Here is a 21,797-nt window from a genome sequence, read left to right on the forward strand (position 1 = left end):
CCTTCCAGGAGAATCAAAATGCAACAACGCTACGATTATATTATCGTCGGTGCGGGTTCGGCCGGCTGTGTTTTAGCGGATCGCTTGAGTGAAAGTGGCCAGCACTCTGTTTTATTGCTAGAAGCGGGCGGCACAGATAAGAGTATTTTTATCCAAATGCCAACAGCACTTTCTTATCCGATGAACACCGAAAAATACGCTTGGCAATTCGAGACCGTGAAAGAAGACGGCCTTGATGGACGCCAACTGCACTGTCCTCGCGGTAAAGTTCTTGGCGGTAGCTCATCTATTAACGGCATGGTTTACGTACGTGGTCATGCTTGCGACTTCGACCAGTGGGAAGAAGAGGGCGCAAAAGGCTGGAACTATCAGACGTGTTTACCTTACTTCCGTAAAGCGGAATCTTGGGTTGGTGGCGCGGACGAATACCGTGGCGATAATGGCCCTGTTGGCACCTGCAACGGTAATGACATGAAGCTTAACCCGCTATACGAAGCGTTTATCGAAGCTGGTAAAGATGCGGGTTACCCAGAAACGGATGATTACAACGGTTACCAGCAAGAGGGCTTCGGTCCGATGCATATGACTGTTGATAAAGGCGTTCGTGCTTCGACGTCTAATGCGTACTTAAGCCGTGCTAAAAAGCGTAAGAACTTCACGTTAATGAAGCGAGTCACCGTCCACCGCGTTTTACTTGAAGGCAAGAAAGCGGTCGGCGTTGAATTCGATCAATCAGGTTCTGTTAAGCAGTGTTTTGCAAACAGTGAAGTGATTTCTAGTGCGGGTTCAATTGGTTCGGTACAGCTGCTGCAACTTTCCGGTATTGGTCCTAAAGATGTGCTGGAAAAAGCAGGTATCGAGGTGAACCACCAGTTGGAAGGCGTGGGTAAAAACCTGCAAGACCATCTGGAGGTTTACTTTCAATATCACTGTAAACAGCCGATCACGCTTAACAGTAAGTTAGGTTTGGTGAGTAAAGGGTTAATCGGTACCGAGTGGATTCTCACCCGTAAAGGCCTCGGTGCGACCAACCATTTTGAATCGTGCGCGTTTATTCGTTCTCGTGAAGGCTTGAAGTGGCCGAATATTCAATACCACTTCTTACCAGCTGCGATGCGTTATGACGGTCAGGCTGCCTTTGATGGTCATGGATTCCAGGTGCACGTTGGCCCTAATAAGCCAGAAAGCCGAGGTTCAGTAGAAGTTGTTTCATCGAATCCGAACGACAAGCCGAAGATCGAGTTCAACTACATCTCCACCGAGCAAGATAAGCAGGATTGGCGTGATTGTATTCGCCTAACGCGTGAAATCTTGAATCAGCCAGCGATGGACGAGTTTCGTGGCGATGAAATCCAACCGGGTTTAAACATCACGACTGACGAGCAAATTGATGAATGGGTGAAGCAGAACGTAGAGAGTGCTTACCATCCATCGTGTAGCTGCAAAATGGGTGCGGACGATGACCCGTTAGCGGTTCTGAATGAGCAGTGTCAGGTACGTGGCATCCAAGGATTACGTGTTGTGGATTCATCCATTTTCCCAACCATTCCAAACGGCAACTTGAATGCGCCAACCATCATGGTTGCCGAACGTGCTGCGGATATGATCCTCGGAAACGCATTACAAAAATCAAACAATACTCCGGTTTGGATTGCACCGAATTGGCAAGAGATGCAACGAATGCATCCACCAAAAAGAAATTTAGATTCAATCTCATAATTCAAATAATCAACAAATAGTCAGTAATCATTACAAGGAACTAAACATGTCTAAGATGACGAAAATTGTATCAACTATCGCGTTAAGTACCTTAGCAACCGGTGCTTACGCAAATCAGTGTGAAACTGTTCGATTTGCTGATGTAGGTTGGACAGACATTACAGCAACAACCGCCGTTACTTCAGAAATACTAAAAGGGTTAGGGTACAAGACCAAGACAGATCTGCTTTCTGTACCTGTAACTTACTCATCAATGGCCAATGGTGACATTGATATTTTCCTGGGCAACTGGATGCCAACAATGGAAGGCGATATCGCCAAATACCGCGATGCTGGCACCGTCGAAACCGTTAAAGCGAACCTTGTCGGAGCTAAGTACACGCTTGCGGTACCAAAATACGTTTATGACTCGGGCGTAACGAGCTTTGCTGACCTGATAAAACATGCTGACAAGTTTAAAGACCGCATTTATGGCATCGAACCAGGTAACGATGGTAACCGCTTAATTCAATCTATGATCGACAGCGATGCATTTGGTTTAAAAGGTTTCAGCCTTATCGAATCGAGTGAAGCAGGCATGGTGTCACAAGTTTCACGCGCAGTGCGTCGCAACCAGTGGATTGTTTACCTGGGTTGGGCACCGCACCCGATGAACAACAATGTTGAGATGGAATACCTGTCTGGTGGCGATGACTTCTTCGGCCCAAATTACGGTGGCGCGAATGTCTACACAAACGTACGTAAAAACTACCTTTCTGAGTGTCCAAATGTAGGTCAACTAGTGAAAAACCTAGAGTTCAGCCTAGAAATGGAAAACGAGTTAATGGAAGCGATTCTTAACCAGAAGCAAAAGCCATCGAAAGCGGCACAAGCGTGGTTAAACGCGAATCAAGATCAAATCGAAGCGTGGCTTAAGGATGTGAAAACGGTCGATGGCCAGGATGCACAGGCAGCGATCACAGCGTACCTAAAAACAAACGCTTAATTCGATTTATACCCCAAGAAACTCAACTTGAGTAACGATTTGGGGATAGTAGTGGGCGGTGATGCCCACTTCATTAACACAAAGGGTTTATTGTGAATATTATTACGGACAACAAACTACCATTAGGGCAGTGGATGGAAACGGGTGTTGATTGGTTAACCATCAATGCGTCTGGGTTCTTTGATACTATCTCAATTACACTTGAAACCATCATTATGTTTGTGGTGGATATTTTCAAATGGATGCCACCTGCGGCTCCAATCATCATGACGGCGGCAATCGCGTGGTTCCTACATCGTAGTCTTCCTCTTGTTGTATTTATCGTGCTTGCGTTACTCGCGATTCTTAACCTTGGCTATTGGCAAGAGATGCTGGAAACCTTTGTCCTTGTTTTTGCTGCGACAACGATTTCCGTATTAATTGGTGTGCCTTTAGGAATTATGGCTGCGCATCGTCCTTGGTTGTATACATTACTCAGACCGATTCTGGACTTGATGCAAACCGTACCTACGTTTGTATACCTGATTCCGACACTGGTTCTGTTTGGTTTAGGTATCGTACCGGGGCTTATCTCAACCATTATCTTCGCCATTGCGGCTCCAATTCGATTGACTTATCTAGGCATCATTAAAGTGCCGGAAGAGTTGTTGGAAGCAGGTAAAGCGTTTGGTGCAAGCCGAATGAAACTGCTGTTTAAGGTGGAGTTACCTGCGGCATTACCAAGTATCATGGCAGGCGTGACGCAATGTATCATGCTGTCTCTTTCAATGGTGGTTATTGCGGCGCTAGTGGGTGCTGACGGTTTAGGTAAGCCGGTTGTACGTGCGCTAAACACCGTAAACATCTCACAAGGTTTTGAAGCAGGATTAGCGATTGTTCTTGTGGCAATCATCCTAGATCGCTTGTGTAAAGCACCAAACCAGAAGGAGGCGTAATCATGGACGCAATTACTATTGAAAACCTTGATGTGGTTTTTGGTCAACAGCAAACGCAAGCGCTGAACCTGCTAGACCAAGGTAAATCGCGACAAGAAATTATTGATGAAACTGGTCAGGTCGTCGGGGTTGATAACGTATCATTGAGCGTTAAACAGGGTGAAATTTGTGTACTGATGGGCCTGTCGGGCTCGGGTAAATCCAGCTTACTTCGCACCGTGAACGGGTTAAATAACATTTCCCGTGGTTCACTGAAAATCAAAGATGGTGACGACATGGTGGAACTCGCGAACTGTGATGAACAGACGCTTCGCCATCTACGTACTCATCGTGTTTCTATGGTATTTCAGAAGTTCGCTTTGATGCCTTGGTTATCGGTCTTAGATAACGTGGCGTTTGGACTGGAAATGCAAGGCATTGGCAAAGCTGAGCGTCGTGAAAAAGCACGTGCACAGTTAGAAATGGTGGGATTGTCAGAGTGGGAAAACAAGTTTCCTCATGAGCTTTCTGGCGGTATGCAGCAGCGTGTTGGCTTGGCTCGCGCCTTTTCGATGGACACTGACATCTTATTGATGGACGAACCGTTTTCAGCACTTGACCCATTAATTCGTGCGCAGCTTCAGGATGAACTGATTTTGCTCCAAGAGAAGTTGAATAAAACGATATTATTTGTAAGTCATGACTTGGATGAAGCACTTAAAATTGGTAACAACATTGCCATTATGGAATCGGGCAAACTGATTCAGCATGGCAAGCCAGAACAGATCATTCTGACACCAGAAAACGATTATGTGGCTGACTTCGTGGCACATACTAACCCGTTAAACGTGCTTAAAGGCCGTTCTTTAATGCAGTCGTGTGATGCTCTGGTACGTCAAGAAGAACGTGTTCTCATCTGTGCTGATAAAGACATTTGGGTGTCGCAAGATCCGAAAGGATTGAGGTTAATTGATACTGATAAGCTGTTGATTCTTTGGGATAGCGAATCATCGAACCTTGATGATGTGAAAGAAAATACGTTGGTTCAGGTTAGCCCGGATATCAGTATGCGTGAAGCGATAGAGCTTAAACAGCGCAGTAACCAGCCTTTATTGATGGTTGAAGATAACCAGTTGGTCGGCATATTGAGCGACAATGAGTTGTACAATGCACTACTGGGTAACTTCAGGTCAGATAAAGTGGCTTGATAACTCCAGAACAGAAAGTTCGGAGAATAAAAAGAGCCGCAGCTTTGGTACGCTGCGGCTTTTGTCTATCGAGTCGAAATTAATTTCAATTTACTCTGCTCATTGCTCTTTCTTTTCTTTGTCCTTATTCACTGCTTTCGCAATATCTTGTACCGCTTCAACTAAATTAATTGGCATCGGGAAAATAATTGTCGAAGTTTTATCGGTGGTAATTTCAGTTAGCGTTTGCATATAGCGCAATTGCAAGGCATTTGGTGCTTCATTTAGCATTTGTGCCGCTTCTTTTAACTTGTTAGACGCTTCTAATTCACCAGTCGCATGGATGATTTTTGCACGACGATTACGCTCCGCCTCGGCTTGACGAGCAAGCGCTCGAACCATACTTTCATTCAAATCGACATGTTTAACTTCAACGGTGGCTATTTTAATCCCCCAGTCATCCGTTTGTTGATCGAGGATGGACTGCAAATCTTTATTGAGTCGCTCTCGCTCAGAAAGAAGTTCATCTAGCTCATGTTGCCCTAATACTGAACGAAGCGTTGTTTGCGCTAACTGACTGGTCGCCTCGCTGTAGCTCTCAATATTGTTGATAGCCATTTGCGGGTCGACGACGCGAAAATAGACCACAGCGTTTACGCGAACAGACACATTATCTTTCGTGATAAGGTCTTGTGTCGGTACGTCCAACACGACAGTTCGCAGGTCTACGCGCACCATTTGTTGGATAAAGGGAATCAAGATGATCAGGCCAGGGCCTTTTACCTCTTGAAATCGACCCAAGAAGAAAATTACGCCACGTTCGTACTCGCGCAGAACTTTGAAAATTTGTGTCGCTAGTGCGATCAACAGAACCAGGATTACAGAAACAGTGTAGAGCAACATATTCGCCTCCTATTCATTAGGGCGGTCATTTGGCTTTACCGTTAAGGTTAGCCCTTTCACATTGACAACGGTAACTTGGTCACCTTGTTTGAGTCCTTGGTTTAGTTCAGCTTTGGCGGTCCAAAATGCGCCATCCATTTGCACGCGACCTTCACCGTCAATGAAATCATCGCTTACGACTGCTTGTTTGCCAGGGTAGGTTTCAAGACCAGTCGTGACCCTTCGGTGGCGTATTCTCACTAGCATACCGACAGTCAGAATGATCAGCGCAACTGAAAAAATGGCAACGCCAAAGATTAAAGGCAATGCGACTTGAAAACCCGGTAAGTCACTGTCCATCAGGAATATCGAACCGAGAATAAAGGCAACCACACCGCCCAAGCCCAAAACTCCGAAACTCGGGCTAAATGCTTCCGCAATCATTAGCGCAATGCCGAGTAGTAGTAGCCCCAGACCAGCGTAGTTAACGGGCATCATCTGTAGTGCGTACATCGCAAGTAGCAAGCAGATGCCACCTAATACGCCGGGTAAGCCAATTCCGGGATTGTAGAACTCTAAAAGTAGACCATAGATACCAATAAGGATCAGAATGTAAGCAACGTTGGGATTGGTGATGACGGCAAGCATTTCCGCACGCCAATCAGGGACTCTTTCTACCCAGACAGGGTTTTCCAATGATAATGTCACGGGCTGATTGTTTATTTTTACGGTCGTTCCGTTAATAGCCTGAACCAGCTCTTCGGGTGAATTTGCTATATAGTCAATGACATTCAGCTTTAGCGCTTCCTGAGCGTCGAGACTTGCCGCTTCACTCACGGCCTTTTCCGCCCATTCAGCATTGCGATCGTGAAGCTTAGCCAACCCTTTTATATATGCTCTGGCGTCATTGATGACTTTCTTTTCCATCGCTGTTTTAGCCGGGACTTTTTCAGAGGTGCCATCTTCAGTTTCTTGTTGGTCTTTGGCTTTTTCGTTTTGATCATCGCCAGAAGAAGGGGCTCCCGGTGCTCCACCACCCAATGCGACAGGGGTAGCAGCGCCAAGATTTGTAGCCTCTGCCATTGCTGCGACGTGGCTGGCAAGAAGAATATAAGTACCCGCACTGGCTGCTCGAGAACCCGATGGTCCAACCCATGTTGCGACGGGAATGGAGGAAGTAGTGATGGCATGAATAATGTCTCTCATCGAGCTATCCAGTCCGCCCGGTGTGTCCATCCTTAAAATGACTAAACTGACGTTTTCCTGCTGGGCTTGTTCTATTTCTCTGGAAAGGTAATCACTGATAGCGGGGCCAATAGCACCGTTGACCGGGACGATCCATACCGTGTTAGCCAATGCCTGACTAGCAAACAGGATAAGCGGTAATAGCCATATTCGTATCCATTTCATACAGTCCTCCTAGTGCAGTGACAGGGACTTATTGAAAAGCTTATTTAAAGTATATACGCAAGTAACAGGACAGTATGAGCACAGCGCTATAGATTTATTTAATCGGATGGCAGTTTGAACAACCCGATACGGTTGAACAGAGGATAACAAGGAGCGGGGAAAGAGTTGGAGCCATTTTCCCCTCTATCAGAGCAACTCGCTGACCTGATGACCAGAGAACGTTTTAAGTACAGCATCCATTGGCATCGGTCTGTAAAAATAGAAACCTTGTAGGTTATTGATGTTCCAGACTTTGAGCTTACGCACCTGACTTGCTGTTTCTACGCCTTCAGCAACGATCGTTAATCCTAATTCCTGCGACATATTGACGATGTTACGTACCAGTGTTTTGGCTCGGTCATTAAATTCAATTTCATCAACGTAGGACTTGTCTAATTTAACAATATCCAGTGGGAAGTTGCAGATACTGCTGAATGAGGAAAAGCCAGTACCGAAATCGTCCAGCGCAAGTAGAACGCCGAGGCGCTTTATCTCATTAATGCAGTGAATCGAGTCGGCTTCAGTCCCCATTAACATGCTTTCGGTAATTTCAAGCACAATACTTCCTGGAGAGATTTGGTACTCATCAATCAGCGTCGTAAGGTATGAAATAAGCCTTGAGTGATAAAAATGACGGGCACTTAAGTTAATGTGAACCGAAAGCTGTGGTAGTCCTTTAGCATGGCGAACTTGGTTAAGTTGTCCAATAAACGCACAAGATTGCTTGAGGATGGATTCCCCAAGCTCAATAATCAATTTGCCTTGCTCAGCCATAGGAATAAAAACGGTCGGTGACACCATGCCGAGATCCGGGTGTTGCCAGCGAGCAAGTGACTCAAAGCCAATCACCTCTTCGGTTTTTGCATCAACAATTGGCTGGAAATACGGAATGATGTCGTTCTGTTGTATTGCTTCTTCTAAATCACGGTTAATGATGTTCAAGGTTTCTGCTTGGACAGATAGCGCTTCATCAGTAACGAAAACTTCGCGAGCCTGACGCCCACGAATTGATTGTGCTGAGTGACGCGCAGCCAAAAGTAGATGTTCAAGAGGCTGGTGGGTGATCTTTGGATCCATCATCACTGCTTTAGTATCGAGTGATACGGTAATACCAGAAAATACCACCTTATAAGAAAGTTGGTGTAGTAGGCGGTTGGTCGCCTCTATGACTTCACTATGATTGGCCTCTCGTGGGATGAGTACTATAAACTCGTTCTCGCTGATTCGGCCAATTTGAAAAGCTCCTAAGTGCTCTCTCAGTATCTTTGCAATGTATTGGATTGCTTCATCAAAGACAAAGTGCCCGTATACTTCTGCAATTTGTTTTAGCTGTTTACTTTTGAGGAAAATGAACGAAAACTGGTTGGGTTGTGTTTGTACCAGTTTATCAAGCGCTTCAGCTATCACTGGGCGATTACAGAAACCCGATACAGGGTCTAAGTCGGTCAACTGTTGAATTTTTTCCGCTTGTTGCTTTGTTTCCCGGATATCCTGAATTAATAACATGATCGCACTCTGACCATCGTGCTGAATCAGTGCCGCTTCAATTAGGCAGTCAATAGTATCGCCATGACCATCGAGAAGTTGCGCTTCAAACAAAGTTCTGCCGTTTTCTAACTCGATCAGCATCTCTTCAAGTTGGGATTCACTAGTATGAACGGAGCAAAGGGTATTGAGTGGGCGTTTAATCAAATCCGGCTTTTGATGATTAAGCATTTCTAACGCTCGTGGGTTGGCATCGACAATTTCACGCTCAATCACGAAAAGCATACCCAGCGAAGAGCTATGATACAACGCGCTGAAGTTATGCATTGAATCCTTTAACTTCGATTGTGTCATCGACGTATTGTCAGAAAGCTTCTGCACCAGTTTAGACGCTAGTTCCAGTTCGTCTGCGCTTATTGACTGAACCCCTTCAAGCTTATATTCCGACGCGATTTTGTACATATTGTCAGCGAAGTTATTGAATCGAGCTGACACTTTTTTTCTGAAAATGAAAAATGTGGCCATTGCTATGATTGATGCCACTACCCCGACAGTTGCGAATAAGTAGAGAAACAGCGCGTTACCTTTAGAGTAGTAATCACGTTTCATCTCTGTTTCTACCCATGCAATAGGAGAACCTTCAATGTCATTCAGTAGCGAAGCTTTGGTTATAGAGTTCGACGATTTTTCAATGTCTCGTATAAGGTTATTATCTGCCCCCGGCGATAGTAGGGGGATCAATGAGTTTTGAGCGAATAGAATAGAATCAAAGTCACCGGGAAAGCGCGACGTTAAGTTTCTTCCCCACAATAACCAGCCATTTGATGCACTATTACTCTCACTGTTTTTTACCGGGGTTAAGCTAAGCCCCCAGATGGATTGATCAATTTTCAATAACCCAGAAAGGTGAGTTGGATGTGCATCCGACTTTTGATTCATCGACGCTATATGTTGTTGAATGAGCGGATGATGCACAGCTTTAATCGATAACGTAGACGACTTTTCTCGAGCCAGTGAGAGTAATTCCTGGCCTGACAGCGTGACAAACGACATCATGTCCAAATTCAATGAATTAAGCGTTTCTATATACAGGTTTCGTTCGGTGTAACCTGCAATGTCGGGATCTTCTAGAAACAGATCGTAAGTTTCATCCCAATATGCCCAGTCATAAGAGTTAGTCGTCTGTTGGGAGACCATCAAATCAACGACAGCGAGTGCTTGCTGGTTTGCATGGTTTATTTCCATGTCTTCTAGTTGATTGACGCTGTACAGGAAAAAATAACGAACGATAAATAAACAACTTAGTACCATTCCAAGCAAACCAAGTGAGAAGTATAAAGCGGTCTTATAGCGGAGATTTAAGTTAGATAAGCGAAATGTTTGCATTAAAAAATGGTAATAGGTATAAGTTTTTTGCAAGTGTATGGCATCTAATACTATATTTTTTTGACGTAAGTTCAAATTGTTAAAAATGAGTTAGAGAAATAGTTATACAGTGTCGTTGCATAATCTCGTCCGGCTACTAACCATATAGATCCCCATAAAAACCACCTAATAACCTTGTTCTGTATACTCGGCGCTATTCATGCTTTTTTATGAAAAGAGAACGAATGTTCATCTGAGTTTATAAATAGCGTAGGTGATAGTAAACTGTCAAAAAACAAAGGAATTTGTCATGTTTATTGTTTACCGTTTAGCCAAATTAGCCATTATCTGTATGATCTTCTTTACCATTTATGATTTGATTGCCTATGGAGAGATCACTTGGTTCCATCGACTATTGTCATATTTCAACTAATTTGAACCTTATGGCAGGTCGCTCAAACACCTGCCACACATTAGAGCAATACGCAGATATTCAAATAGATAGGAAGTTCGTATGAGTAAGCACACCGCCATGGTTCAGTGGCAGCGCCAAGCAAGCGAGATTTTCAGCGATAATCAATACAGTCGCGCGCATACGTGGACGTTTGACGGCGGTTTGCAGGTGCCTGCTTCTCCGTCCCCTCATGTCGTACCTCTTCCTCTTTCCGTGGCGGAAAACGTCGACCCAGAAGAAGCGTTTGTTGCGGCGCTTTCGAGTTGCCATATGTTGGTCTTTCTATCGATAGCCGCCAAACGTCAGTATGTCATCGACTCTTATGTTGACGCTGCTGAAGGTGAGCTCACAAAAGGGGACAATGGTAAAGAGTGGGTTTCTCGTGTGGAGTTGAATCCCAGCATCGTGTTTTTGGGCGACAAACAGCCCACGCACGAACAGTTAGAAAAAATGCATCATATGGCGCATGAAAACTGTTTTATTGCTAACTCTGTAAAAACTGAAGTAGTAACAAATATTCTTACGTAACCGAAATTCACCACTCCACTTTGGGTTTTGTCTAGATAACATCGGCTAAATTCACTGAGACGCACGCGACAATGTCAGCTTATGTCGATGAGACGAAATGACATTGTTGTGCGTCAGCGCAAATGTCATTTGTTAAATTAATGTTATTGTTTGCATATGTTAACCTGACAAGATTAAGACATGACGAGCCGCACCCCACTGGAGTCGTTTATTCAAACGGACGGCACCCCGACGTTTGGTCATCTTGAAGCCATGCCTAAATCGTTACAGCTTGATCGCTTCGAATACCGGAATGAGATGGACCGACCTGCGTCGAGATTGCGTAAGTATTTCGGCTACAAGCAATTCCAGTTTGTCTCTCTGGTTACTCCTGAGTATCTCATAGGCATTGCGATCGCTGATATTCGTTATTTGGCCTCTGGTTTTTGTTATCTTTATGACATTAAAAACAACGAACTCGTTGAACAGCAGTGGCTGAAACCTTTCAATCTTGGTTATCAAACTGAGCCATCAAGTTGGTCAAGCTCCGCGACTCTGGCGGATGACGCGATCCAGTTTTCCATCCAGGAAGGTACGTGGCACGTCCATTTTGTGTCTGGCTCAGTCAATGCGGTAATCAGCTTACATCCTGAACCCCAAAGCAGCCCGTTGATGTTATGCACGCCAACGGGTTACTCAGGCTGGACGTATACGCAAAAGCACAATGGCTTATCGGTCGCTGGTAACCTGTTTATTCTGGGTCAAGAACAAGATCTGAGTAAAGTTTCTGCAGGGTACGATTTTTCAGCAGGATACATGCGAAGAGAAACAAGTTGGCGATGGGCGAGTATCAACCATATGCAAGACTCTGATCGTTTAGGTCTTAATCTCGCCGTGGGTGTCAACGAAACGGGCTATTGCGAAAATGTGCTTTGGGTGAATGGTGAGCGTAATTTGCTGGCGCCGGTGCACTTTCATTTTTCACGCAATAACCCACATGAAGAATGGAAAATCACGTCTCAGGATGGGCGAGTTGAACTCAATTTCACGCCGTTAAACTGTCGTTCAGAAAGAAAGAATTTCTGGCTTCTCAAAAGTAATTTTCGTCAATATATGGGACATTTTAATGGCTTTGTCATTGATGGAAATGGCAAGAAGCATGAGTTGAATGAAGTCGTCGGCTTAACCGAAGATCACTACGCAAAATGGTAGCAAAGAGATGGATTGGTCAATATTGATGGAGCGTCCTGAGCTGCTGCTTTTGATTCTGGCTCCAATATTTTTTCTCTGCATATTCTCAGAGTACTGGTTCGGCCAGCGCCGAGGTCGTTTACCGAAGAACGCAACTTATGTCCTACCTGAAGTGACATGTAATTTTGTATTGGCTGGGCTTCACCAAGCGACAGATATTCTCGCAGGTTTGTTTATCTCTCAACTTTATTTATGGCTTTTTGGCTGGCGCTTATTTGACATTGAAATCAGTATTTCTACGTTCTTAATGCTCTTGGTTCTTCAAGATTTTTTCTATTATTGGTTTCATCGCGCTAGCCATCGTATTCGCTGGATGTGGGCGGCTCATGTTGTCCATCATAGCTCTGAAAGAATGAATTTTAGTACTGCCTTTCGTCAAAGCTTAATGTATCCGCTTGCCGGTATGTGGATCTTTTGGTTGCCTTTAGTGGTGATAGGCTTTGAACCGAAATGGGTGATCTTCGCGGTATTGCTCAATCTGGGGTTACAGTTTTTTGTTCATACTCAGTCGATACGCTCGCTTGGTCCATTGGAATGGGTATTTAATACCCCGTCTCACCATCGTGTACATCACGGTATCAATCGACAATACATAGATAAAAACTATGCGGGCGTACTTATCATCTGGGATCGTATGTTTGGTTCTTTTGAGCCAGAGGTCGAAACGGTACGTTATGGGATATCTAAACCAGTGAACAGCTTTAACCCTATAAAAGTGACCTTTGCCGAGTGGCAGGATATGTTTCGAGACGTCTGCCAGCCCTCGCTAACGTGGCGTCAACGCTGGCAATGTTTGTTTTCACCACCAACGGATAGCGAACGACAGGAGTAGCGTTAAACATCAATAACCAACCGGTGCCGTTAGTGGTTTTTTGGGATCACCTCTCGCCAACTTAGTCGAATATAACCTTGCTCACACTTTTCACTCTTACTCCGAAAGGCAAAAACGGCGCACCGAATGTCAAAGTATGTCGCCCAAAAACTCAATAGTATTTGCTTAAACCCAAGTCAACGAAAAGATGCTTGGTTATGAGTGAACGACTTTGAATAAATTGTCTTTATCTCTGCATCATTTCCCCCCAAATTGGTGCTCGTGATAACGCTCCGAACTTTGCATCTTGAAGTTGCTTGGGTATGACGTGAATACAAAGGAGTAAAAGGGATGTTAAAGACCAAATTAAGTGTTGTGTCGGTGATGGTAGCGACCGCACTGCTCGCGGGCTGTAATGACAGTGATACAGATACCATATCTGATAATGAGCGTCTTGAAGCGCAGGCTCAAGAGATAGTATCTAAGATGACGTCAGACGAAAAACTAAAAATGGTTATCGGCCCTGGCTTTTTCTCACAACCAGTAAACCTAGACCCAGATAAAGCAGTTGCAGGTACCGTTGGTTATATTAACGGCGTTATGAATGAGGAAACTGGCCTAGATGTTCCTGCTATTAAGTTAATGGATGGTCCGGCTGGTATTCGTATCGCAGCGACAATTGAAGGTGATCCTAATACTTATTATGCAACCAACTTTCCATCAGCGACGGTGTTAGCGTCAACTTGGAACGCCGACTTAGTTCAAAGAGTGGGTGATGCTGCTGGTGAAGAAGGTAAAGAATACGGTGTAGATATCTGGCTAGCACCAGGTATGAACATTCAACGTCACCCATTAGCGGGTCGTAACTTTGAGTATTTCTCGGAAGATCCACTCATTAGTGGTGTGATGGGTGCAGCCATTGTTAATGGTGCGCAAAGCCACGGTATTGGTACAACTATCAAACACTACGTAGCGAATAACTCTGAGACGTTGCGTCGTACTTCAAATACCGTCATTACCCCTCGAGCGATGCGCGAAATTTATTTGCGTGGTTTCAAATATACCATTCAGCACGCACAGCCTTGGGCGATAATGTCATCGTACAACTCAGTTAACGGCGAAAACGTTGGTGAGCGCGCTGACTTAATGAACACCATTGCTCGTGATGAGTGGGGCTTTGAAGGCCTCGCGATGAGTGACTGGTGGGCTGGTTGGGATCCTGTCGAGATGTTGAAAGCGGGCACTGATGTCATCGAGCCGGGTGGTCAATGGCGTTTCGGTGGTAGTGATGATTGGGGGCCTTACCTTGTAGATGCTTATGCGAAAGGCGAGTTGACTGATGAAGTACTAGACAAAAATATCGTTAGAATACTGAAACAGTCTCTTAAAACACCAAGTGCTTTAGGTACTCCGTTTACCAGAACGCCAGATTTGGCAGCGCATGCGGAAGTCGCTCTGCAGGCGGCTGAAGAAGGCATTGTAATGCTGAAAAATAATGCTGCATTACCAGTGGCAACAACTTCTAGCATCGCAACATTTGGTATTGGTCAGTACGCTACACTTCCTGTTGGTGGCGGCAGTGGTTCGGTTACAACAGAACACATCGTTAGCTTTAATGAAGGTCTAAGTGAGAAATATACGCTTAACGCTGATCTAGAAGCTCTATACACTAGCGCGTACAACACTTCCGTAGCGACTGGTTCTATGGATGTACATGACGATGAGTTTAACCCTGAGAAATACTGTGTAGGTGGCGGCGCTGCTGGTGAGACCAACCTGGCTGGTTCATTTGCTGTGTGTCGTGAACCGGTCATTGCCGATTCTGCTATTGATGCTGCTGCTGAAACTAACGATGTTGCGGTAATTACTATCACTCGTACTACGGCAGAAGGTTCGGACAACCCAGAACGTATGGATGAGCTAGAGAATCCAATGTCTGAAGGTTACTACCTAAATTCAGTTGAACGTTCACTTATTAGTCGTGTATCTGATAAGTTCCACGCTCAAGGTAAGAAAGTTGTGGTGATTCTAAACGTAGGTAACTCAATTGATACGGCAGAATGGCGTGATGAAGTCGATGGTATCTTAGTGACTTACTTGCCGGGTCAGACAGCCGGTACTGCGGTAGCTAATATCATCTCGGGTGAAGTGAATCCAAGTGGTAAGTTAGCGCAGACTTTCCCAATGGGTCTGGATACTGTTTCAAGTTACTCTGAAGATGGTGGTTCATTCCCTGGTAAGTTTGAAGATGGCCAAAAAGTCAACGCTGGGCCTCATGATGCTCCCGAGTTGAATTACAATACATGTTTTGTTCTTGCTGACGCTGGTTGTGACGAGCGTGACTTTAACCAGTACTACAGTGATGACATCTATGTCGGTTACCGTTACCACTCAACTTTCGATGTAGATGTTGCCTACCCGTTTGGTTTTGGTTTGTCGTACACCACATTTGACTTCGCGAACGCAGCAGTAGTTTCAAATACGCTTAATTCTGAAGGTGCGAATGGTAGCGTATCTATTACCGCGACAGTTCGAAATACTGGTGGTTACGCAGGTAAAGAAGTCGCTCAGGTTTACGTAGCGGCTCCAGATGTTAAATTGGCTAAGCCTGCAATTGAATTGAAAGCATTTGATAAAACAGATGAAATTGCTGTTGGTGGCCAACAGACGCTTACATTCGATATTTCAGCCGAAACTTTAGCGAGCTTTAACGAAGCGAGTGACCAATGGATTATTGAGCCAGGTACTTATACCGCTTATGTGGCTAACTCTTCAGGCCTTGATGGTAGCCAGGCTGTTACTTTCTCGATTGACAATGAAATTGTCGTCAGTGAAACAACTCCGGGGACTATTGATCTGCAACCAGAATACGGCCCTCTGCTAGAACAAAGATTGTTAAAAAAGCAGTAAACGTTAACTGACTATTAATTCTTTAACTCAAGAGGTGGACTTTGGTTCACCTCTTTTTGTTTTGTGGCACATAAAATCAGAAAAAACGTGTTGTTTTCTTAATCGACGTGGATTCGGGATCACAAATCTATCTAAAAAAACAAGATCACTATCATGATTTTTATCAATTTGTGACGTTTGATAGATACAAAGGCCCTATAATAAACAATTATTTCACGGTTCAAAAATAATTGGTTGAGTCTGTTATGGGATATTCTGTTTCAAGTTTATTAATAAATCGAAAAGTGAGCTTATTGTCTTCAATTGGTGTGGACGTAGACTCTATTATTTCACAGTGCAATATTAATAAACTAAATTTAACGAATCCAAATGGTCGAATTCCTTATCAACAGAGCAAAGAATTTATTATTAAAACATCTGAATATAATCGTCATATTTATAAAGATTACTCTTCTGTTACCGGTTTATATGATTTATTTCCTCAGTTATTTAATTTGTCTTTAAATGAATCAAATGCCGTTAACGCCATTGATAGCTTTTTAAAATACAGATTCATTATTGGCGATAGCGACCATTGTCACATGGATGTTGTCGATGACAAAATTTGCATTGAGTACAGCAATACCGATCCTGCTGCACCAATGAACGGTTCTGTGGGGCACTTCCTTTTGATTCGTGACATTCTGAACAAGTACGTCGATGATGTTGAATGCAGTATTATGTTCGACAGTTCAATCAAGTTAGGCAAAAACTTTACTAACGATCAATTTGAATCAAACTGTCTATTTGGCCGAAATAAAAATCAAATGATCATAAAGTCATCTTCTTTATTCGAAAAAAACAATTCGTTCAATGAGTATTTGCATGGATTACAAAAGAATAATATTGAACAACTTCGCAAGCAAATTCAAACTACTCATGGTTTTTCAAACGTGGTTAAGGAAATCATTAAAAGTCTAATTGAAGAAAAATACTTTATAAATGATTTATCACTTCTAGAAGAGGTTTGCCATAAAGTTGGCGTGAGCCGATGGACATTAAATAGAAAATTAAATGCAGAAAAAACCTCTTTTAGTGAATTAGAAAAAGACATCAAGATGGAGAAAGCTTGTCTATTATTGGGAAGTACAAATAAGTCAATAAGTGAAATTAGCGAGTTATGTGGTTTTTCATCACAGTCTAACTTTACAAAATTTATGCGTAAAAACCACGATATGTCTCCTGTACAGTACCGTAAAGCGTATTCAAGTTAACTTCATTCCACTCCCATTTTCGTTTTATTGGTTATCTATCATCCAGACTGCGGCCTCTAAGCGGGAACTGACGTTGAGCTTTTTCAAAAGATTTTTGACATGGACTTTTACTGTCGAGTCTGTGATGCTCAATTCGTGAGCGATGAGCTTATTACTCATGCCTTTAGAGATGAGTGATAGAATTTCAAGTTCACGACTGGTGAGCGTTTTGAGAGGGCTTTCTTGCGCAGGTTTTTTTGGTTTATTGCATGACTGAAGCAGTACTTTGGTCAGTCTGTCAGACAAGGCAAGTTGTCCTAGTACGGCTTGCTTTATGTTAGTCACAATGTCTTCTGGTTCCATGTCTTTCAGCAGATAACCATCCGCACCACTGGAAATTGCGTTAAGAACATCATCTTCATTGTCCGAAACGGTCAGCATCACAACACGTGAGGTGACGCCTTTTTCTCTCATTTGGCGAACAGTTTCTAAGCCATCTATTCCTTGCATGTTAAGATCGAGAATAATCAAGTCCGGATCATGCTCTACGGCACCTTCAATTGCATCAGTTCCGTTGCTGTATTCACAAATCACTTGCAAACCTTCTTCCAAGGCAATCAGTTGTCGCAACCCACTGCGAAATAGCGGGTGATCGTCGACCAACATTATCGTTGCTTCTTCTGAGCTCACCGTTAACTCCTTTAACGCTTCCATGTGTTTATTACTTTATCATCATGATTTAGGGCCACTAAATCTACAATTATTTTTAGCTTCGGAAAAATTCTCTTACTTCTTGCGGTTAATTGGGGGTAAAGCGCAGTAAAAGCAGCCCTTCAAGCACTGCAGCAGTGCAAGCGAGCAAAGCAAGGGACTTCCAAAATAAAATGGGGTTGCGCTTTAATAAAGGTTTGTTGTCGACACCGTTTAATAGTTGGGTATTTGGCGTGAAAAGATCAGCAATAAAATCACCAAGAGCCTGATACCGATTAGCTGGAATCTCGGCGGTCGCCTTTTTAAACGCGAGATCTACCCATAGCGGAATATCTTCCCGATACTCTTTTATCGAGTGGTAATCCCACCTGACGTGCCGAGCCTGCTGCAGTGTTTGCTGTGAATGTTCCTTATACGGCAGATGAGCGGTGAGCATTTCGTAGCCGATAATGCCGATAGAAAAAAGATCAGAGAGTGTACTCGCTTCCCCAGTATTGATGTACTCGGGAGCCGTATAGTTGACCGATCCAAGCGGAAACGACGTGGCTTCTTCTTGTTGTATCTCGCGCAGGCCCTTTGCCTCAACCGTACCAAAATCGATGATCTTTACCTCACGATTTGGTGTGATCATGATGTTTTCGGGTTTCAAATCGCGATGCACCATATCCGCACGTTGGAAAATCCGAACTGCTTTTACGATGCCATCCAGTATTTCTCGCACTGAATCCAAAGGTGGGTTAGGGTGGTCATGCATCCATTGGCGCAGCGTTATTCCCTCAATGTACTCGCAAACCTGATAGATGAATTTTGAATGAACGGGCCTTGGATACATTTTCATTACTCGGCGACTGTCCAATTGAGTCGAGAACCATTGCTCGTTGGCAAATCGTTTCAATGTCTCCGGGTCGTCACTGTAATTGAGCGATGGCGCTTTGATAATAACATTGCCACCTTTTTGTCGATCAAAAGCGAGATAGACGTGGCTGCGTGGGCCTTCGTAGAGGGTATCTAATATTTCAAAATGATCCAGGCTTTGACCCTGGTGTAATGCTGGTGGAATGTTGTTCGCGAGTAAGGCTGTTTGGTATTCAGTCAAGTTGAAGCTGGGTAATTCTTTTACCTTCAATACGGTACAGCTTACATTGTCAGTGCTTCCTTTGAATAAAGCGTTGTTACATAAAGCCTGTGAAAGGGCTTCAGAGGAGTCTGCGCTGCTAATTTGTTGTTTGATTTCCTCATGAGTTAAGGTCTCATGCACCCCGTCTGTGGTTAAAACTATGGTGTCGTTTTCTTTGAGCGCTAATGTGAGAAAGTCGATTTCGACTTTTTCATCCATACCAAGGGCTCGAGTCAGATAACTTTGGTGGCCGAAGTTAGTGCGTTGATGATCCCGGGTTAGGAGAGTCAGAGTGTCATCGCGATAGAGATAAACTCTGCTATCACCAACGTGAAAAATGTATCCAGTATTGGATTTAATCACAATGGCGCTAAAAGTCGTCACCATGCCATTATGGTAAAGTTGATCTTTGCCCTGACTATAGAGCCAACTATTTAAACTGGTGAGTAATTCAATCGCAGAACGCTTAATGCTCCAGCTTGAGGGGGTTACATAGTAATCGGTAACAAATTGAGTTGTGGCGGTCTGGCTGGCTTGTTGTGCCTGATTACTGCAACTCACGCCATCAGCAATACAAGCCACAACCCCTTTGTGAATCAATTCATCGCGAGTCGTTGGATACTTGACGATAAAGGCGTCTTGATTTTCGTCTCGTTTACCCACCAAAGAGCATCCGGAAAATTCGATATGTTGTATTTCTTGAGCTGACTTTTCCTGAACTAACATTGATACCTTCCTTGCCGCACTTTCCCACAATAAAAACAAACAAGAACAAAAGCCCAACCAAAACTGGTCGAGCTCTTGAACGATATTGAGGCATTACTTAATTTGGTGATTCTTTGCATATATAAATCAGTAAAGCTCAATATCTCCCGATAAACCTCTAATACTGATGCAATTTAGTGAGACACATCAATCAGAGTGACGCTACCATCTTCGTTAACCTCTGCAATTTTTCCTGATGGCTCTTCCATAAACATCAGAGCAGCAAACCCGATCACTGCAGTACCAGCAATCACGAAGAAGAAGGTTTGGTATGAGACAAACGATAAGATGGTCAGATAAGTCACCGCACCAACATTGCCGTACGCGCCTGTCATACCTGCGATTTGCCCCGTCATTCGACGCTTGATAAGTGGAACTGTTGCAAATACCGCGCCTTCACCTGCCTGCACAAAGAATGAACAAGACATTGCAGCAGCCACAGCTAACCAAACTGGCCAGCTTTCATTGACTTGTCCCATCAGGAAATAACCCACGGCAAGGCCTGCTGTCAGAATGAGTAGTGTCAGTTTACGACCAAACTTATCTGAGATTAGACCACCACCCGGACGCGACATCAGGTTCATAAATGCGTAAGCGGATGCCACCATGCCTGCCACGACCGGTGATAGTTCAAAGGTTTCAGAAAAGAAAAGTGGCAACATGGAAATTACAGCGAGTTCAGAGCCAAATGTTGCAAAGTACAGGACGTTTAGAACCGCTACTTGCTTGAATTTGTACTGATGAATAGGTTCAACGGGCTTTTTGAAAATCGATTTGTTGACCTTCCAAACCTGATTCGCGTCGATGACGTAAAGCAACGCGAGGCCTGCGTAAATCGCGTTTACCACACCTTGTTCAAGCATATTGATATTGCTTGGTGACAACTTCCATGCCAGTAGTGCGAGTACAGCGTACATTGGTACTTTCATTGCTAAAAGAAAGAAGAAATCGCCTTTTGATGTCACTTCCATTGCTGACAAGTGTTTAGGTCGGAAGTAAGTTGCGCCCTTTGGTGTGTCAGATACGTTCTTGTAAAACACAACAGAGAACAGAAGGCTCATTACACCCGTTAAAGCGATCGCATAGCGCCAGCCGTCCTCGCCACTAAAGACTAATGCTAGAGTTGGTAGTGTAAATGCGGCTGCGGCAGAGCCAAAGTTACCCCAACCACCATAAATGCCTTCTGCGGTTCCGAGTTGATTATGTGGAAACCATTCCGAAACAAGACGAATACCGATAACGAAACCTGCACCGATAAAGCCAAGCAGGAATCGTGCAATGGCTGCTTGTATAAACGAATCTGCAAAGGCGAACATAAAACATGGGATGGAGCAGATAGCCAGCAGTGCTGAATACACAATTCGCGGACCAAATCGATCGGTAAACATGCCGATAAGCACGCGCGCTGGGATAGTCAGTGCAACGTTTAGAATCAACAAGGTTTTAATTTCCTGGCTTGAAAGGCCAAGTGATTCTTTGACCATTTGTAGCAACGGTGCAAAGTTAAACCAAACAACAAAGGTAATAAAAAATGCCATCCAGCTTAAATGGAGGATCTTCATTTTTCCACTAAAAGAAAAGAGGGTGAATTTTGAGCTTTCCATGTTCAATAATCCTTATAAGATTCATTTCGAAGGCATTGCCTTGATTGTGTTGTTAAGGCAATGCCACAGTTTTTGGCGTTTGCTTCTCGTTACTGTCTCAGTTCGATCATGCCGTTGTTATTTCGGACTTCATAAATCGGCACGTTATACTCTGGGTTTTCGATGCATTTGCCTGTTTCCAGACAAAAATGTTGTTTGTATAAAGGCGAGGCAACACACAATATCTCTCCCACACAGCCAAGAATCCCTCTCGATAAAATATTGGCTTTACCAATAGGGTCAAAGTTAGAAATGGCGTGCAAAGAGTTAGTGCGCTGGCTGAAAAACACCGCGATTTGTTTATCATCTACTTTGGCGCAAACTCCGGTGTTGGGTGCGATGGCAGTTGATTCACAGATTGATATCCAGTTACTCATAGCGATTCTCCTAAAATTAAATATCCAGATTGG

At 43.9% G+C, this 21,797-nt stretch carries 17 protein-coding genes; 10 read left to right on the plus strand and 7 right to left on the minus strand.

From position 1 onward, the window contains the following. Window positions 1–18: 18 nt before the first annotated feature. The 4 genes from betA to choV all read left to right on the plus strand — a co-directional run bounded on the left by betA (window position 19) and on the right by choV (window position 4,826). Entirely contained in the window at window positions 19–1,719 is a 1,701-nt protein-coding gene (gene betA / locus VEJY3_RS18710) for a choline dehydrogenase (RefSeq protein WP_014233982.1), read from the plus strand. Window positions 1,720–1,765: 46 nt separating this feature from the next. Then, window positions 1,766–2,704: a choline ABC transporter substrate-binding protein gene (locus tag VEJY3_RS18715; RefSeq protein ID WP_014233983.1), complete on the plus strand. Its 939-nt coding sequence runs from the start codon at window positions 1,766–1,768 to the stop codon at window positions 2,702–2,704. Between the two features lie 92 nt (window positions 2,705–2,796). Beyond that, entirely contained in the window at window positions 2,797–3,639 is an 843-nt protein-coding gene (choW, locus tag VEJY3_RS18720; protein WP_041170393.1) for a choline ABC transporter permease subunit, read from the plus strand. A 2-nt stretch (window positions 3,640–3,641) separates the two neighbouring features. Then, window positions 3,642–4,826, plus strand: a complete 1,185-nt coding sequence (gene choV, locus VEJY3_RS18725) for a choline ABC transporter ATP-binding protein (protein ID WP_014233985.1) — start codon at window positions 3,642–3,644, stop codon at window positions 4,824–4,826. Between the two features lie 99 nt (window positions 4,827–4,925). Here the strand turns inward: choV and VEJY3_RS18730 are convergent, their stop codons facing one another. The 3 genes from VEJY3_RS18730 to VEJY3_RS18740 all read right to left on the minus strand — a co-directional run bounded on the left by VEJY3_RS18730 (window position 4,926) and on the right by VEJY3_RS18740 (window position 9,932). Then, complete coding sequence (locus VEJY3_RS18730) at window positions 4,926–5,708, minus strand: slipin family protein (RefSeq protein ID WP_014233986.1); 783 nt, start codon at window positions 5,706–5,708, stop codon at window positions 4,926–4,928. 9 nt (window positions 5,709–5,717) lie between these two features. Further along, on the minus strand, window positions 5,718–7,097 hold the full coding sequence (locus tag VEJY3_RS18735; RefSeq protein WP_014233987.1) for a nodulation protein NfeD: 1,380 nt from the start codon (window positions 7,095–7,097) through the stop codon (window positions 5,718–5,720). 186 nt (window positions 7,098–7,283) lie between these two features. Next, the gene (locus VEJY3_RS18740; protein WP_014233988.1) at window positions 7,284–9,932 is read right to left on the minus strand and encodes an EAL domain-containing protein; all 2,649 of its coding nucleotides are present in this window, start codon (window positions 9,930–9,932) and stop codon (window positions 7,284–7,286) included. A gap of 364 nt (window positions 9,933–10,296) precedes the next feature. Between VEJY3_RS18740 and VEJY3_RS26085 the strand changes: the two genes are divergently transcribed. The 6 genes from VEJY3_RS26085 to VEJY3_RS18770 all read left to right on the plus strand — a co-directional run bounded on the left by VEJY3_RS26085 (window position 10,297) and on the right by VEJY3_RS18770 (window position 17,172). Continuing rightward, the gene (locus VEJY3_RS26085) at window positions 10,297–10,419 is read left to right on the plus strand and encodes a membrane protein (RefSeq protein WP_014233989.1); all 123 of its coding nucleotides are present in this window, start codon (window positions 10,297–10,299) and stop codon (window positions 10,417–10,419) included. 81 nt (window positions 10,420–10,500) lie between these two features. Beyond that, on the plus strand, window positions 10,501–10,968 hold the full coding sequence (locus tag VEJY3_RS18750; protein WP_014233990.1) for an OsmC family protein: 468 nt from the start codon (window positions 10,501–10,503) through the stop codon (window positions 10,966–10,968). A gap of 180 nt (window positions 10,969–11,148) precedes the next feature. Beyond that, the gene (locus VEJY3_RS18755) at window positions 11,149–12,159 is read left to right on the plus strand and encodes a DUF2804 domain-containing protein (protein ID WP_014233991.1); all 1,011 of its coding nucleotides are present in this window, start codon (window positions 11,149–11,151) and stop codon (window positions 12,157–12,159) included. Between the two features lie 7 nt (window positions 12,160–12,166). After that, a complete protein-coding gene (locus VEJY3_RS18760) occupies window positions 12,167–13,030 on the plus strand; it encodes a sterol desaturase family protein (RefSeq protein WP_014233992.1) in 864 nt (287 codons plus the stop codon). 330 nt (window positions 13,031–13,360) lie between these two features. Further along, window positions 13,361–15,919: a glycoside hydrolase family 3 C-terminal domain-containing protein gene (locus VEJY3_RS18765; RefSeq protein ID WP_014233993.1), complete on the plus strand. Its 2,559-nt coding sequence runs from the start codon at window positions 13,361–13,363 to the stop codon at window positions 15,917–15,919. 245 nt (window positions 15,920–16,164) lie between these two features. Then, complete coding sequence (locus VEJY3_RS18770) at window positions 16,165–17,172, plus strand: AraC family transcriptional regulator (protein WP_014233994.1); 1,008 nt, start codon at window positions 16,165–16,167, stop codon at window positions 17,170–17,172. Between the two features lie 24 nt (window positions 17,173–17,196). Here VEJY3_RS18770 and narL read toward each other — a convergent pair whose 3' ends face one another. The 4 genes from narL to nirD all read right to left on the minus strand — a co-directional run bounded on the left by narL (window position 17,197) and on the right by nirD (window position 21,764). Further along, a complete protein-coding gene (narL, locus tag VEJY3_RS18775) occupies window positions 17,197–17,841 on the minus strand; it encodes a two-component system response regulator NarL (protein WP_024372591.1) in 645 nt (214 codons plus the stop codon). Between the two features lie 109 nt (window positions 17,842–17,950). Beyond that, window positions 17,951–19,705: a bifunctional protein-serine/threonine kinase/phosphatase gene (locus tag VEJY3_RS18780; RefSeq protein ID WP_014233996.1), complete on the minus strand. Its 1,755-nt coding sequence runs from the start codon at window positions 19,703–19,705 to the stop codon at window positions 17,951–17,953. 173 nt (window positions 19,706–19,878) lie between these two features. Continuing rightward, on the minus strand, window positions 19,879–21,348 hold the full coding sequence (locus VEJY3_RS18785) for a NarK family nitrate/nitrite MFS transporter (RefSeq protein ID WP_014233997.1): 1,470 nt from the start codon (window positions 21,346–21,348) through the stop codon (window positions 19,879–19,881). Between the two features lie 89 nt (window positions 21,349–21,437). Next, window positions 21,438–21,764, minus strand: a complete 327-nt coding sequence (gene nirD, locus VEJY3_RS18790) for a nitrite reductase small subunit NirD (RefSeq protein ID WP_014233998.1) — start codon at window positions 21,762–21,764, stop codon at window positions 21,438–21,440. Window positions 21,765–21,797: the final 33 nt, after the last annotated feature.

The sequence above is a fragment of the Vibrio sp. EJY3 genome (assembly GCF_000241385.1).
Classification (GTDB): domain Bacteria; phylum Pseudomonadota; class Gammaproteobacteria; order Enterobacterales; family Vibrionaceae; genus Vibrio; species Vibrio natriegens.

Coding starts and splice junctions, on each gene's coding strand:
- betA (WP_014233982.1), top strand. CDS start 19: ATGCAACAACGCTACGATTATATTATCGTCGGTGCGGGTTCGGCCGGC.
- VEJY3_RS26085 (WP_014233989.1), top strand. CDS start 10,297: ATGTTTATTGTTTACCGTTTAGCCAAATTAGCCATTATCTGTATGATC.
- VEJY3_RS18750 (WP_014233990.1), top strand. CDS start 10,501: ATGAGTAAGCACACCGCCATGGTTCAGTGGCAGCGCCAAGCAAGCGAG.
- VEJY3_RS18770 (WP_014233994.1), top strand. CDS start 16,165: ATGGGATATTCTGTTTCAAGTTTATTAATAAATCGAAAAGTGAGCTTA.
- VEJY3_RS18780 (WP_014233996.1), bottom strand. CDS start 19,705: ATGTTAGTTCAGGAAAAGTCAGCTCAAGAAATACAACATATCGAATTT.
- VEJY3_RS18785 (WP_014233997.1), bottom strand. CDS start 21,348: ATGGAAAGCTCAAAATTCACCCTCTTTTCTTTTAGTGGAAAAATGAAG.
- VEJY3_RS18765 (WP_014233993.1), top strand. CDS start 13,361: ATGTTAAAGACCAAATTAAGTGTTGTGTCGGTGATGGTAGCGACCGCA.
- VEJY3_RS18755 (WP_014233991.1), top strand. CDS start 11,149: ATGACGAGCCGCACCCCACTGGAGTCGTTTATTCAAACGGACGGCACC.
- VEJY3_RS18715 (WP_014233983.1), top strand. CDS start 1,766: ATGTCTAAGATGACGAAAATTGTATCAACTATCGCGTTAAGTACCTTA.
- VEJY3_RS18760 (WP_014233992.1), top strand. CDS start 12,167: ATGGATTGGTCAATATTGATGGAGCGTCCTGAGCTGCTGCTTTTGATT.
- nirD (WP_014233998.1), bottom strand. CDS start 21,764: ATGAGTAACTGGATATCAATCTGTGAATCAACTGCCATCGCACCCAAC.
- choV (WP_014233985.1), top strand. CDS start 3,642: ATGGACGCAATTACTATTGAAAACCTTGATGTGGTTTTTGGTCAACAG.
- VEJY3_RS18740 (WP_014233988.1), bottom strand. CDS start 9,932: ATGGTACTAAGTTGTTTATTTATCGTTCGTTATTTTTTCCTGTACAGC.
- VEJY3_RS18735 (WP_014233987.1), bottom strand. CDS start 7,097: ATGAAATGGATACGAATATGGCTATTACCGCTTATCCTGTTTGCTAGT.
- VEJY3_RS18730 (WP_014233986.1), bottom strand. CDS start 5,708: ATGTTGCTCTACACTGTTTCTGTAATCCTGGTTCTGTTGATCGCACTA.